This window comes from Aeromonas sp. Lyrl_2 (assembly GCF_051948815.1).
In the GTDB taxonomy this organism is placed as follows: Bacteria; Pseudomonadota; Gammaproteobacteria; order Enterobacterales; family Aeromonadaceae; genus Aeromonas; species Aeromonas veronii.
This window is the reverse complement of the sequence record NZ_JAYJLJ010000025.1, coordinates 1-14,275: the sequence shown is the minus strand read 5'-3', so window position 1 is coordinate 14,275 and position 14,275 is coordinate 1. Positions and strand designations below refer to the sequence as shown.

Sequence of the window (14,275 nt, the reverse complement as noted above, 5' to 3'; positions counted from 1 at the left end):
GCAAATTAATAAAAGAGAAGATAATGCCGATAGTCCTGAGGGCAAAGGAAAAAACGGCTTTTAAAAGGAGAATGACAATGCAGCTGAACCTGCTGGAGAAAAGAATGAGCAACATCCGGTTGGTACCCAAAGTGGTGCTGCTGATGGTGTTCAGTACCCTCCTGCTACTGACAAAACTCTGGTTTGACGCCAACAATCTGGAAGCGACCCTGCTCAGCGAAGGGCTCGATCCCGCCAAGGCGGATGCGATCTCCAATCGCCTGCTCTGGACCGGTCTGATGGAGACCGCCATCATGGGGCTGCTGTTCGTGATCCTGCTGCTCACCGGCTCCCGCCTGATGGTCAAGCAGGTGCACTATCTGGTGGGCCTGCTGGAACGCTTCGCCAAGCGGGACCTCAGCCACAAGGTACTGCTCAAGTCTCGTGACGAATTCGGTGACATCGCCAAGGCGGTCTCTCACTCGCAGGAGAACCTCAAAGAGGTGTTTGGCAACCAGCGCGCCGCCTGCAAGGAGCTCAACGACATCGCCTCCCAGGTGACCCTTTGCATGGAAGAGGCCAACGAAGCGATCAACGAAGAGTTCACCCAGATCGAACAGCTGGCCAGCGCCATGAGCCAGATGGTCGGCGCCATTCGCGAAGTGGCCGCCCATGCGGATCAGGCCTCTCACGCCACCGCCGAAACCAGCCAGCTGGCGGAAGAGGGGAGCCGCTGCGTCGCCGATACCGTCAGCACCATCGACACCCTCTCCGGCAACATCCAGCGCTCCGCCACCGTGGTCAACGAGGTGGAGCAGGGGGTCGAGCGCATTGGCTCTGTGGTCGACACCATTCGCGGCATCTCGGAGCAGACCAACCTGCTGGCACTGAACGCCGCCATCGAAGCGGCTCGCGCCGGTGAAGCGGGTCGTGGCTTTGCCGTGGTGGCCTCCGAAGTGCGTGAACTGGCCAACCGGGCTCAGGCCGCCACCGTCGAAATCCAGAAGATGATCGAACAGCTGCAGGGCAATGCCCACCAGGCTGGCGAACTGATGGCCCAAAGCGTACAGCAGGCCGACAAGGGGGTGGAACAGGTGACCCAGGCCGGTACCCAGCTCGCCACCATAGTGCAGCGGGTACAGGGTGTCGCCGACATGAACCGCCACATCGCCGCGGCCTCCGAGCAGCAGAGCTCGGTCGCCGAAGAGATGCGCGGCAATCTGGAGCAGGTCAAGCAGATCGCCGAAGGCTCCGTCGTGGTGCTGCGCGAACTGCAAGAGGCCTCCGAACTGGTCGAGCAGCACAGCAAGGAGCTCGACAGCCAGATCCAGTCCTTCAAACTCGTCTGACTGTTTTCATGCCCCAATCCGGTTAGACTGGAAGGCCCCTTGAGGGGGCCTTTCTCATTTCCAGCGCACGGCAAGGAGCCAATATGCAGCAGAATGCAACGCACCCACCACTCGAGCTCAGTGACGACAAGGGGCGGCTCGATGTGCCGCTGATCCACCGTTTTCTCTCCGAAGAGGCTTACTGGTGCCGTGGTATTCCCCACAGCACTGTAGTGCGGGCCATCAACCACTCCCTCTGCGTTGGCGGCTATGTCGATGGTCAGCAGGTTGCCTTCGCCCGGGTCATCACCGACAAAGCCACCTTTGGCTATCTGGCCGATGTCTTCGTGCTGCCTGAGTACCGCGGCCGGGGTTACAGCAAGGCACTGGTGGCAACCATTGTCGACCATCCCGAGTTGCAGGGATTACGGCGTCTCGCTCTCGCCACCTCTGATGCTCACGGCCTCTATGCCGGTTTTGGCTTTGCGCCCCCAGCAAGTCCAGACAGCCTGATGGAGATCTACAACCCTGCCATCTACCAGCGCACCTGATTGACTGGCGGCCAATAATTCCCACCGGATCATGCTTCTCGCCCCTGTGCTGTGACGCGGGGGCCTGACAGTGCTAGATTGGCAGCCACCATTTTGAACCGGCAGCGTTGTTAACCCCGTGTCGTTAACCAGCTGTCGTGAACCACAAGGACGGCAACCGTGGCCCAGCATTCTCCCTCTTTCTCTGCCCTCTCCCCCCTGCTGCAAGAACAGGCCGAGCGCCAATGGCAACGGCTGATCGAACTGGCCCCCGACTATGGCAACCAGCCCGAGCCCGTTCGCCAGCCCCTGCTGACCCTGCTTGGCCTCTCCGATTTTGTCGCCGACTCCCTCTTCAAACAGCCCGAGTTGCTGACCGAACTGCTCGCCTCCGGGGATCTGGATCAGGCCGAGCGCTGGCCCGCCTACCAGAGCGATCTGACCGCCCTGCTCGCCGAGGTGAGTGATGAAGAGGCGCTCAAGCGTATCCTGCGCCAGTTCCGCCGCAGCCGCATGCTGGTGATCGCCTGGCGCGAGCTGCTGGGCCATGCGGCGGTGGAAGAGAGCTTTATCCACCTCACCAAACTGGCGGATGCCCTGATCTGCTCTGCCCGCGACTGGCTCTACGCCAAACAGTGCGGCGAACTGGGCACCCCGATGGATGGCAATGGCAACCCGCAGCCGCTACTCATTCTCGGCATGGGCAAGCTGGGAGGTGGCGAGCTGAACTTCTCCTCGGATATCGATCTTATCTTCACCTTCCCCGAAAACGGCTACACGGTTGGCGGGCGACGCGAGCTCGCCAACCAGCAATTCTTCATCAAGCTGGGCCAGCGCATCATCAACGCCCTCCACCAGCCCACGCAGGATGGTCAGGTGTTCCGGGTCGATATGCGACTGCGCCCCTTTGGCGATGCGGGGCCGCTCGCCATCTCCTTCGCCGCCATGGAGGATTACTACCAGCACCACGGCCGCAACTGGGAGCGCTACGCCATGGTCAAGGCGCGGGTACTGGGGCACCAGTGCGAACACGCGGTGGAGCTGGCCGAGATGCTGCGCCCCTTCGTGTTTCGCCGCTATATCGACTTTGGCGTTATCGACGGCCTGCGCCAGATGAAGGCGATGATCGCCGCCGAGGTGCGCCGCAAGGGGCTGGAGGGCAACATCAAGCTGGGGGCTGGCGGCATTCGTGAAGTGGAGTTTATCGCCCAGGCGCTGCAGCTTATTCGCGGCGGTCGTGAACCGGCACTGCGGGTGCGTCACCTGCCGGAAGCGCTGGCCGCCATCGCCCAATGTGGCGCCCTCGAATCCGCCCATTGCGACCGCTTGCTGGCGGCTTATCGCTCCCTGCGCCGGGTCGAGAACATCTTGCAGGAGATCGGCGATCAGCAGACCCAGACCCTGCCCACCGAAGAGCGGGATCGCCAGCGGCTGATCGCCGCCCTCGGTTTTGCCGACTGGGGCGCCTTTATGGCTCATCTCGATGAGGAGATGGCCGCCGTCCATCAGGAGTTCGCCGCCGTGGTGGGGGAAGAGAAAGAGGCCCCCGCCCATCTGGAGCAGCTCTGGCTCGATCTGTGGCGCACCGAGCTCGACGCCGCCGAGCTGGAAAAACTGCTGACCGCGCAGGGGGTGGCCGAGTCCGCCCCGCTCTGCGCCGCGCTGCTGCGTTTCAAGGAGGAGTACAAGCGCCGTCAGGTGGGCCCGCAAGGGCGCATCGCGCTGGACTGGCTGATGCCGGAGCTGCTGCGGCTGGTTGTCGCCAGCGAGCAACCCGCCCGCCTGTTCGAACGGGTCTGTGAGCTGCTGACCCGCATCTTCACCCGAAGCGCCTATCTGCAGCTGCTGGCGGAGAACCCGGGCGCCCTGCGCCAGCTGGTGCGGCTGTGCGACGCCAGCCATCTGGTGAGCGAGCAGTTGGCCCGCTACCCGATTTTGCTGGACGAGCTGCTCGATCCCCAGCACCTCTACCACCCCACCCCGCTCGATCAGTACAAGCCCCAGCTGCGCCAGTTCCTGCTGCGCATCCCCGAAGAGGATGTGGAGCAGCAGATGGAGGCGCTGCGCCAGTTCAAGCAGGTGCAGCTGCTGCGCATCGTGGCGGCCGATATCGCCGGCGCCCTGCCGCTGATGAAGGTGAGCGACCACCTAACCTGGCTGGCGGAGGCGATCACCGAGGAGGTGGTCAATCAAGCCTGGGCCCAGATGAGCGAGCGCTACGGGGTGCCGCCAGAGGTGGCGCTGAGCGGCCAGCGCGGCTTTGCGGTGGTGGCCTATGGCAAGCTGGGCGGCATCGAGCTCGGCTACGGCTCGGATCTCGATCTGGTGTTTCTGCACGGCGGCGACCCCAACAGCTACACAGATGGCCGCAAGCCCATCGACAGTCGCCAGTTCTACCTGCGTCTGGCGCAGCGGATCCTGCACCTGTTCAGCACCCGTACCCCATCCGGCATCCTTTACGAGATAGATATGCGGCTGCGTCCCTCCGGTGACTCCGGCCTGCTGGTCTCGTCCCTCTCGGCCTATGAGCAGTACCAGCAAAACGAGGCGTGGACCTGGGAGCATCAGGCACTGGTGCGGGCCCGCCCCATCTATGGCGATGATGCCATCGTTGCCGAGTTTGCCCGCATCCGCCGCGATGTGCTGGCCAAGGAGCGGGAGCTGCCGACCCTGGCCCGCGAGGTGCGCGAGATGCGCCACAAGATGCGGGATCACCTGCTGAAAGCGGGGGCTGGCGAGTTCGACCTTAAGCAGTCCCCCGGCGGCATGGTGGATATCGAGTTTATCGCCCAGTATCTGGTGCTGGCCCACGCCTGCGGCGAGCCCGATGCCCTCACCCGCTGGTCCGATAACGTGCGCATCTTCGATGAGTGCGTCATGGCGGGGGTGCTGACCCTGGAGCAGGCGGAGGGGCTGAAGCAGGCCTATCTGGAGATCCGCAACCTCGGCCATCGCCTCAACCTCTCGGAGATCTCCCGCAAGGTGAGCGACGACCAGTTACTGACCGAACGAGGCCATGTGCTGGCGGTCTGGCAACTGCTGCTGGGGGAGTAATTCCCGCCAGCGGCAATGAAAAAGGGCCCGCCTGAATTGCTTCAGGCTGGCCCTTATCTTATCGGTAAAACAGCATTCTTGCGGCTGCTCAGCCGTGATCCATCACCGTCTCTACCAGCATCTGGTTGAAACGCTGATAGGCCTCTTCCTCAAGGAGCCCCGGATAGCTCAACACCCGCAGGGCATGACCTTGATAGTCAGGATGATAGGGTGGGTGGAGATGGGCATAGTCGTTTAGACAAAAGCCCAGCCCCTGATAGAAGCGCAGACGGCGAATGGCAATCTCATCCTCTGGCGGATCGATCTCGAGAATGACGGTTTTGCCTGCCCGCTCGCAAAATTCGGCCAGCAGGCGGCTGCCGTAGTTGCGGCCGCGCAGCGCCGGATTGATGGCCAGATGTTCGATATAGATCTGCTCGCCACACGCCCACCAGAAGATGAAACCGAGCAGCAGGCCGTCCTGATAAAAGATTTGGCAGTGATAGCGAGGATCCCGCATCTTCTGTGGCTGATGCTGTGACTGGCGCTGCTCGTAGCGGGGAAAACTCTCGCCATAGATCTGCCAGACCAGCGGCCACGCCGGGTGGTTTACCTCTCTAATCACTTCACTCTCAATCATCAGAACTACCTCTCCTTTATTTTGCAGAACGTTCATCTATACATGAAAAGTTCTGCCACATCATCCTCTGATGAAATAAAAGCCAGAACGCCAGATTAGTGGGCGCCATCCGGTTGCGAGACAAACTGCTGCTGGCTGCCATCGGGCAGCAGCGCCAGCACGCTTTGAGCGGACAGTTTGATCCCTGCCAGCTCGGTAGCCGGGCCGAAGTTGGCAATCAGTCGAGTGCCATCGGCAAACTCGCTCTGTTGCACAACTCCTCTTTTATCGAGCCAGCGAAAACCGGTGAGTGGCTGGTTGTAGAGCCGCTCATGCAGCGGGCGGAAGAAGGCATCGAGCCCCTTGAGATAGGGAATGCGCACGCTGGCACTATCCAGACTGAGGTTGAGCAGGGGCGGCACGTTGTAGAGCTGCTGCAACAGTTCGGTCACCTGACGGCTCTCCCTGAATTTGAGACTGTCCATCGTCCAGTGGTGGGTGGTCACTATGCTGTCGTGAAAGACGCTCTGGAACAGCGGCAACCGCAGCGCCGGATCGAAGTAGAGCCCCTGATACTCAGGTTTTAGGTGGCTCTGGCGAAAGAAGAACGCAGGCTGATAGTCGGGATACCAGACCCCCAGATAGTAGGGAGAGCGCTTGTTGCGGCGCATATCGGGATCCTGCCAGCCAAAGCCGCTGGTCTGGGGGCCGTGGGCAAAGGCCGCGGTGCGGTTGGCAACCGAGCCGCCCTCCTCGGAGCCCACCAGTACACCCTGACTCCTGGCAATCCACGCCATTCCCGCCATCCGGTTCTGTGCATCCTGCGCCTGACTGGTCGGCTTGGCCGGGTCGAAGTCGTCAAACACCATGCCGGTCGCCGCCACATCGAGGAACCAGCTGTTGTAGTGGCTCGCCTGCTGCAATTTGGGCACTCGCTGCTCCATCACCGGGCGCACACAGGCCTGATTGGTGTAGACGCCGCTATTTTGAAAGCCGCTCTTGCGCCGTCCGTTCTCCTGCATGATGCCGCAGCGCAGGTAGATATCCTGCCCCATCTGGGCGGTGAGCCAGCTCTGCTGGCGATTCCCCTCCGGCAGCGCGGTATCGTAGGAGTCGTAGGGAGCGATGAGATAGCCCGCCTGTTTGGCAAGTTCAATCCCCTCTGGCGCAGCAAAACCGGCGGTCCACTGGGGCAGACCCAGCCAGAGTTTGGGTAGTTCAGCCTGCTTGAGAGCAGCGATCATCTTGGCCGAACTGCCATCGCCCCAACTCTGTGGCTCGTTGAGTGCAGCCCCCAGTTGCGTGGCAGCCAGCGTTCGCCGGGCGGCGAAATCAGCCGGTTGCTGACCCGGATGGCGCAGCGCCCGCGCCAGCTCAACTCCGGTCAGCACCAGATTTTGCAGATAGCGGTTGCGAGCCAGATCGGGCGCTTGCAGCGCCGTTTTACTCTCCCCCTTGAGCCAGTCGGCAGGGATCAGGCGGCGCAGCGCGGGCCAGCTCTTCACATCCTGTGGCACCAGCAGTCGTTCGCCCCAGAGGTAGAGGTGAGAGGCACCGATCAGCCGCTTGCCATCCTTTACTGCCGCCAGCTTGCTCTCGAGCGAGACCAGCTCGCCCCGCGCCTGCAGCCAGCTGCGATAGGCCTTGCCCGCCGCCAGCCAGTCGTTGCCCGGTTGTAGCGAGACCGCCACCTCATAGGGGGCGGCCAGATTGAGGCGATTGACGCTATGGGTCGCCGTAAGGGCAATGCCATCTTGCTTGGGCGCAAAGGTGAGCCGGTTGTTGAAGGGGTTAGCAAAGAGGATCGCCAGCTGCTGATCGCCGTGATCCAGCCCAACCACCGGCAGGGTCAGATTATCCGTCGTGTTGATCCCCTGATACTCCTGCGCCAGCGCCTTGCGCCACGCAGTGTGCGTAGTCGGAATGCGAAATCCCTCGTGGATCGGCAGTATCAGCGCCTGCGCACCTGACGGCACCCGCGGCCACACCAGATCGCCAGCACTCGCACGGCTCAGGGTGAGGATCAGACGGTTGCCCTCAAGGCGAGCCAAGGCCCGCATCTCGCCATCGGCACGGGTCAGCCAGCTGGCGCGCTCCCCCTCCTGCTGCAGAGCGGTGACCGGCTGGCGCGGGCCGGGGGAAGAGATGGCAAGATGCTGGCCCGATGGCAGCACAGCCTCGGCCGCCAGGGTGGCGGGATCCAGCTCGATACGCCACTGATCGTTGGCCAGGGTCAGCGCCTCGGCAGGCAGGGAGAGCAGCGGCATCAACAGCAGCAGCGAGCGGATCCGGCTCGCTAATTCGGGAAGAAGAGTCATGGTCGGTGATTCCTGATAAAAACGGGAGCCGCCATTGCAGCAGATCGGCAGGCTCAGATTGTCAGGGCAATGTCAGGATTAAGCCCAGAACAAAAACGGAGAGGCTGCTCTGCCATTTCCTGTTTAATAGCCACCACCATCCACTGGCCAATTGTTGCAAATAACATCAGTAAAAAGTGACAGCCATTGCACCAGCGAAACAATCTGTGACTGAGGCAGCTCATCCATCGCTGCCTGCAACGACTCAACCCCTTGGCATCACTCCACCGGCCCTGCCTGACTGTGGCTTAGCTGCAACACCAGCTGGCCGCGCTGGCTGGTCTGCACCAGCGAAAGGGTACGCCAGCTGTCGGGCGTGGCAGCAGGCCAGTTCACCGGCTCATCGGGCGCAATGCGGTGCCACCAGAGCAGGGAGTATTGCGGGCGAGCCAGCACAGCCTGATCGAGCCAGAGCGGCGTACAAGAAGCGGGATTGGCGGGGGGATTGGCCACCGTCTGCGGCGAGCGGGAGAGCCAGTCCAGATCCTGCACCGCAGGCAGCGGCAGCACTACCTGCCACTCCTTGCCAGCCACCGCCAGCCGCAGCTGATAGAGCCCGGCTGGCAAAGGCGTCGGTAGATCGGCCCCCACGACCCTGACCCCTTTATTCTCTTCCGCCTCCCACTGGGCACCTTCCAACCGGTTGCGACCAGCGGGATCGACAAGTTCAGCTGCGGTGATGGACCCCTCCCCGGTCAGCTGCACCCGATAGTCCCGCAGCAGCGGCGCATCGCGCTGGATCAGCTCAAGACGCAGCTCGCTCACCCCATCAGGCAAGGTCAGCGGGAAATCCTTGCCGCAGTGTTGGGCACTCAGCGCGGCCAGCATCCGCTGCCAGCTGCGGCGCTCGGCATCGCTGTTGAGGGCAGGCCATGCCTGCTGCAAAGATTGCCAGGCGTGCCGGTTATCACCCTGCAACAGCGCCAAAGTAGCCGGTTGCAGCGGGTCGGCGCGTTCGGTGTCCTGGAGGCGTTCGGTTGCCATCACGCAGCTTGCGTTCAGCAAGCCGACGCTTAGAGCCAACAGCAGAGCGGCCAACGTTACACGCTTCACGCTGTCACCTCCAGTCGGTAGCCGATGCCGCGCACCGTCTCGATAGCCAGCCCAGGCAGCTTCTGGCGCAGTTGCAGAATATGGGTATCGACGGTGCGGGTGGAAGGAAACGCCTGATAGCCCCATACCCGGTTGAGGATCTCCTCCCGGCTCAGCACCCGCCCCGCCATTCGCACCAGCAGGGTGAGCAGGGCAAACTCGGTAGGGGTAAAGCTCACCTCCGCATCCTGCCAGCTCGCCTGCATCCGGGCGGGGTGGAGCTGCAAGCCGCCCACCGCCTGAGTGCCATCCCCCAGCTGGCGCAGCTGGGCCCGGATCCGCGCCAGCAGCTCATCGTGGGAGAAGGGTTTGGTCAGGTAGTCGCGCGCCCCCGCATCGAGCCCGGCCACCCGATCGCTCACCTCCACCCGGGCGGTGAGCACGATCACTGGCAGCGCCTTTCGTGCCAGCCACTGGGGCAGCCAGTCGAGGGCATCCCCCTCCGGCATGGAGCGATCCAGCAGCACCAGATCCGCCGCCAGCCACTGCTGCTCCGCCGCAGCCAGAGTGTCGCACCAGAGGCAGCGATACCCTTCGCGTGTCAGATAGCGTTGCAGGTTCTCCGCCAGCAGCGCCTCGTCTTCGACAAGCAGGATGGTCTTCATGATTCGGTGTCGCTCCAGAGTTGGCAGGGCAGCGTCAGGGTAAAGGTAGTGGGCGGGCCGGATAAGGCGAGGTGCCCGCCAAGGCGGCGCAACAGATGGCGCACGATGGCAAGCCCCAGCCCCAAACCATCGGCACGGGCACCACGGCGCAGCAGGGTGGCGAGCCGGTAACCCGGCAGCTCGCCGCCATCGCTGACCGCGAGGTTCAAACGCCCCGCCTGCCAGCTGGCACAGATCCGAACCGGTGCGCGGCCATGCTGACTGGCGTTGCGCAGCAGGTTGTCGAGGGCGAGATCGAGCCAGTAGAAGGGGAGCGCCAGAGTCATCTCCCGCTCAAGGCAGAAGGCGGCACCATGCCGCTCGCAAGCCAGGGTGAGCCACTCGGTGAGACTGACCGCCACCCGCTCATCCTCGAGAGTCTCAGCCGCCAGATAGTGGCGACTGGCCTGCGCCAGTTGATGCAGGCGGGCGACACTGCCCAGCAGCTGACCCACGCTCTGCTGGGCGGAAGGGGGCAGCCGGTCGAAATCGTGGCGCAGCTCCTCGCTGATGCCGGAGAGCGCCATGATGGGAGTACGCAGCTCGTGGGTCAGCATCTGCAACGCGACGCGCCGCTCCCGCAGCAGACGCCAGCGCTGCCAGCTGGCCCACCCCAGCAGCAGGATGAAACCAAGAGAGCTGGCCAGCGCCAGCCACTGCCAATGCCAATGCAGCGTGGGGCGAGTATTGAAGCAAATCGCTCCGACTCGCTCTTCACAAGTACCAGCAGTGCGGCTATCCAGCGTCATGCCAAGCCGCTCGGCCAGCGGCTGCCACTGCCCGGCGCCGTAACGACGCCACTGCCCATCGGCAAGCAGCCAGAGCTGACCCGATTGCAGCAGCCAGCGCTCCCCCCGCAGCAGGGCATCGAGGTTGTCATCGCCGAGCTCGCCAAGCAGCCCCAACCGATCGCGCCGCTCCCGCACATGGAGCAGAGCGTCGAGCCCCGCCGCCGGATGACCAGCCAGCCAGCGGGCAGCGCTGGAGCCACCCAGCGGATAGATTGGGTGAGCGGCAAACCAGCGGGCCGAGGGTACAGCCCCTTGGCCGCAAAGCGCCCGCAGCAGCGGCAGCCACTCGGCAGGCAACTCATTCTCTGCCCCGCACTCCTGCTGATAGCGATAGATGGCCTGCAGTTGACGCAGCGGATAGCGCTGCCAGGCAGGATGAAGGGGATCGGGAGCAATCAGGCGACGGTCGAGCCGCTGCACCTCGTCAAGAGGCAGCGCCTGTTCGGGTGCCTGCTTGGCCAGCTCGCCCGCCAGGCGATCCGCCAACGGCCCGGCCTGCGCGGGATTCGCCATGCCATAGCAGATCAGGGAGCAGAGCAGCAGGATCAGGCGCATGGGTTCAACTCGAGATGACTCCGGATGAAGGCGCAACAGATCACTGCGCCATAAAAAATGTCAGCGCCATTTTTCAATGGCGCTGACATCCGGTCAACCGCTAACGGCATTTGCGCGGCTCCCGCCAGCCCATGTGAACCGTCACCTATTTGAACAGTCCCTTGAGCAGCTGGTCAGCCACCCCTTTGACGGCTTCATTGTCGGCCTTGTCCCCCAGCAGCTTCTTGAGGCCGCGTTCGGCCTCCTTGCGCGCCTTATCCTCCAGCAGCTTGTTGTTGCTAAGCAGCGCCTTTACGTCGAGCTGGTAGCTGGGGGCTTGCCAGTGACCGCCGATGCGCACCGGAATGGTGATCTCCTTCAGCTCATCCACATCCTTGCCCCCCTGCCCCTTGCTGCTCTCGACAATGGAGGTGAGGAACAGGAAGTCGAGGCTCTCCGGCACCAGCGCCGTCTGCCCATCCCCCTTGACCCGCAAGGCGGGGGCAAAAAGCTGGATGTCGTTGCTGCGGGCGATGCCGTCGGCAATCTGGAAGCTGGCGGTGAGGGCGCTGAAGTCGGTCTTGCGCGCCTCCTTCACCTGCTCGGCCCCCTTGCCGGTGAGGGTGGCCCGCGCCTCGCGGATCATCTCCGGCAGGTTGATGCCATGCAGGGCGCCGTCACTCAGCTTCAAGGTGACCTTTCCCCGCATCCCGTTGCGCAGTGCCAACGCAGAGAGACCGCGCCCCTGCACCTGCACATCGAGATCGCCCTTACCCTCCAGCAGATCGCTCTGGGCCAGAGTCTGCAGCAAGGGACGAATGTTCACCCCGGCCACCTGATTGTGCACCTTGTAGGTCGTGGGTTGCTGGCGCGCGTCGAGAACTCCTTTCGCGTTTACCTGACCGCCAGCCACGGTCGCGCTGAACTGTTTGAGCGTCAGCAGTCCCTTGGCCAGAGCCACCTGCAGATCGACAGCGCCGAGATCCAGCCCTTTCAGGCGCAGGCTGCCAAGTTGCAGCCGACCATCCAGATCCACCCCCTTGAGCGCGCCCAGATCCGGTTCAACCGCGGAGAGGGCTTCGCTCTTGCCGGTTGCCGCTTTATTGCCACTTGCAGCGGTATTGGAAGCACCGACCGCCGGTTTGTCCTCTTTCGCCTGTGCGGTCGTGGTCGGTGCCGATTTGGCGAGCCATTTGTCGAGATCCAGCTTCTCCCCCTTGAGATCGAAGCTGATCGAGGGAACAGCGCCAAGCTGCACGCTTCCATCACCATTCAACAGCGCCTCATCGGCACTCATCACCAGCTTGCTCAGGGTAATCAACTGCTTGTCGAGCTCGGCACGGGCAAAACCGGCCAGTTTCAGCTTCATCTGCGGGCGTGGCAGCGCATCACCTTCCAGCGCGGCGGTCAGCAGCACATCGGAGAGCTCGGCAAGCTTCATCTCTTTATCGAGCCGTCCCTTGAGCGTTCCTTCCAGCGAACCAGCCAGTGAAGCTTGCTGCCCCTCTACCTTGGCCCCCTTCAGCGCCAACGTGAGGTTGCTCCACTCACCCAGGGCCAATCGGTCCCCCTTGATGGAGAAACTATCGAGTCGCAGGGACGGGTCACTCAGGCTGCCACTGAGGCTCAGATCTTTCAGTTCACTGGCCATCACCTCCTGCGCCAGCTTGATCTGGGTCTGCCCTTTAACGTCGAAAGCGAGCTTGTCGGCACTCCCCTTGGCGGCCAGCGTCACGGGTACCCACTGACCGGTGGCCAGCTGCCCCATATCGAGATCGAGGCGATCCAGTCGCAGCGAGGTGCCGCTGCGATCATCCTGTATCAGCGCACTGGCCTGGGAGAGCGCGACACCCTGCAAGCTGATCTGCCAAGGCTTGCTATCAGCGGTTGGCGCAGGGGTTGCGGGGACGACCGGTTCGCTTGCATCAGCAGCGGCATCCTTGAACAGTCCGCTCAGATTGGAGCTGCCATCCACCTTGGTCTGGATAAAGAGATGGGCGCCACTCAGGGTCACCTTGCCGATCTCCAGGCGATGGGAGAGCAGCGGCAACAGGGCAACCGAGGCCTCCCCCTGTTCGAAACGAACCAGATCCGGCTCGACAAAACCGGCCGGATTACGCAGGGCGACCTTTTCCAGCGAGAGGCCGAGACTCGGCCAGAAACGCCAGTCAATCCCCCCCGCCATCACCAGTTCGCGCCCCGTGCTCTTGCGCACCTGTTCAGCCAGTTGGGGCTTGAATTGATTGGGGTCGATGAGGCTTATCAGCGTCACTATGGCCAGCAAGGCCGCCACGGCGATGCCGAGCAAGATGAGAACTATCTTCTTCACGATATGCTCCTTGAATCCGGATCCACTGCTGACTATACCACTCACCGTCTGACGAATGGCGTCTGCGGGACAAAAGCGGACAAGGATGAGACAGGGATGGTCGCTGCCAATCCCCCATCGTCATCAGCAGGGATCAGGCTTGCAAAGAGGATTGCTGCAGCCGCGCCATCGCAGTGCGCGTCGACTCGAAAGCAAAGCGGGACAAGGGGACATCGCGGATCTTCAACCACTGACAGGCGGCCACATCATCAGCTGGCTGGATGAACGGTTTTTCACTCAGCCTGATGGCGAAAAAGGTGTCACAGGTGTGATAGGTGATGCCATCGTAGGGGTAAATATTGGGGAATGAGCCAAGATAGGTGCAAGGATGAGCGCTGACATCGAGCTCCAGCTCCTCCTGCAACTCGCGCACCAGTGCCCCCTCCAGCGACTCGCCGGGATCGACAAATCCGCCCGGCAGATCCAGCAACCCCTTGTCCGGATTGCGGGCGCGTACCGCAACCAGCACCTCATCCTGCCAGCAAAGCGCCACCATCACAGTCGCCGCGACATTCTGGAAAAAATGAAAACCGCAGCCACAGCGAAACTCTTTGGGGCTGACGCTCTGCAGGGTTTGACCGCCACATTTTGGACAAAACATGGGCTATCTCCGACCAGATAAAGCGCTATTTTACGCTGCCATCGCTGTTTTTATGAGTAAAAACGACAGGAAGAGGGGAAGTTGGGGGGAAGGAAAAAATATAACGGGTCAATTATCAGACGATTTAATAAATTGCAGGCAATAAAAAACCCCGCTCGATGAGCGGGGTTTCTTGTATTGGGTGCCTGGCAGTGTCCTACTCTCGCATGACGAATGCCACACTACCATCGGCGCTACCGCGTTTCACTTCTGAGTTCGGCATGGGATCAGGTGGTTCCACGGCGCTATTGCCGCCAGGCAAATTCTTCAATCTGTGAAAGCTGACGTGAGTAGTGATGTTGCGCTTTGCTTGTCACTATCACTGAATTAGTAGTTCGTTCTATTTGCTACAAGGCCAGA

The 14,275-nt window shown here is 62.3% G+C and carries 10 protein-coding genes and 1 rRNA gene; 3 read left to right on the top strand and 8 right to left on the bottom strand.

Annotated features, from left to right (window positions below):
• The first annotated feature begins 77 nt into the window (after positions 1–77).
• The 3 genes from VF684_RS18110 to glnE all read left to right on the top strand — a co-directional run bounded on the left by VF684_RS18110 (position 78) and on the right by glnE (position 4,891).
• On the top strand, positions 78–1,328 hold the full coding sequence (locus VF684_RS18110) for a methyl-accepting chemotaxis protein (protein WP_005335445.1): 1,251 nt from the start codon (positions 78–80) through the stop codon (positions 1,326–1,328).
• 83 nt (positions 1,329–1,411) lie between these two features.
• The gene (locus VF684_RS18105; RefSeq protein ID WP_064339507.1) at positions 1,412–1,858 is read left to right on the top strand and encodes a GNAT family N-acetyltransferase; all 447 of its coding nucleotides are present in this window, start codon (positions 1,412–1,414) and stop codon (positions 1,856–1,858) included.
• Positions 1,859–2,017: 159 nt separating this feature from the next.
• Positions 2,018–4,891: a bifunctional [glutamate--ammonia ligase]-adenylyl-L-tyrosine phosphorylase/[glutamate--ammonia-ligase] adenylyltransferase gene (gene glnE, locus VF684_RS18100; RefSeq protein WP_139731089.1), complete on the top strand. Its 2,874-nt coding sequence runs from the start codon at positions 2,018–2,020 to the stop codon at positions 4,889–4,891.
• An 88-nt stretch (positions 4,892–4,979) separates the two neighbouring features.
• On the opposite strand, the gene VF684_RS18095 is transcribed toward glnE, so the two are convergent.
• The 8 genes from VF684_RS18095 to rrf form a co-directional block, all read right to left on the bottom strand.
• Positions 4,980–5,510 carry a GNAT family N-acetyltransferase gene (locus VF684_RS18095; RefSeq protein ID WP_041210649.1) on the bottom strand — a complete coding sequence of 177 codons (531 nt, stop codon included), beginning with the start codon at positions 5,508–5,510 and terminating at the stop codon, positions 4,980–4,982.
• Positions 5,511–5,605: 95 nt separating this feature from the next.
• Complete coding sequence (locus tag VF684_RS18090; protein WP_139731088.1) at positions 5,606–7,807, bottom strand: glycoside hydrolase; 2,202 nt, start codon at positions 7,805–7,807, stop codon at positions 5,606–5,608.
• Positions 7,808–8,065: 258 nt separating this feature from the next.
• Complete coding sequence (locus VF684_RS18085; protein WP_139731087.1) at positions 8,066–8,899, bottom strand: DUF2861 family protein; 834 nt, start codon at positions 8,897–8,899, stop codon at positions 8,066–8,068.
• Entirely contained in the window at positions 8,896–9,543 is a 648-nt protein-coding gene (locus tag VF684_RS18080; RefSeq protein WP_139731086.1) for a response regulator transcription factor, read from the bottom strand. The genes VF684_RS18085 and VF684_RS18080 overlap by 4 nt, the downstream gene beginning before the upstream one ends.
• A complete protein-coding gene (locus VF684_RS18075; protein ID WP_201998843.1) occupies positions 9,540–10,928 on the bottom strand; it encodes an ATP-binding protein in 1,389 nt (462 codons plus the stop codon). Before VF684_RS18075 ends, VF684_RS18080 begins: the two co-directional genes overlap by 4 nt.
• Before the next feature lie 145 nt (positions 10,929–11,073).
• Positions 11,074–13,236 (bottom strand): AsmA family protein, encoded by a 2,163-nt coding sequence (locus VF684_RS18070; protein ID WP_139731084.1) that lies wholly within the window; start codon positions 13,234–13,236, stop codon positions 11,074–11,076.
• A 133-nt stretch (positions 13,237–13,369) separates the two neighbouring features.
• Positions 13,370–13,876: an NUDIX domain-containing protein gene (locus tag VF684_RS18065; protein WP_120415486.1), complete on the bottom strand. Its 507-nt coding sequence runs from the start codon at positions 13,874–13,876 to the stop codon at positions 13,370–13,372.
• A 183-nt stretch (positions 13,877–14,059) separates the two neighbouring features.
• Positions 14,060–14,174 (bottom strand): 5S ribosomal RNA (gene rrf / locus VF684_RS18060).
• Positions 14,175–14,275: the final 101 nt, after the last annotated feature.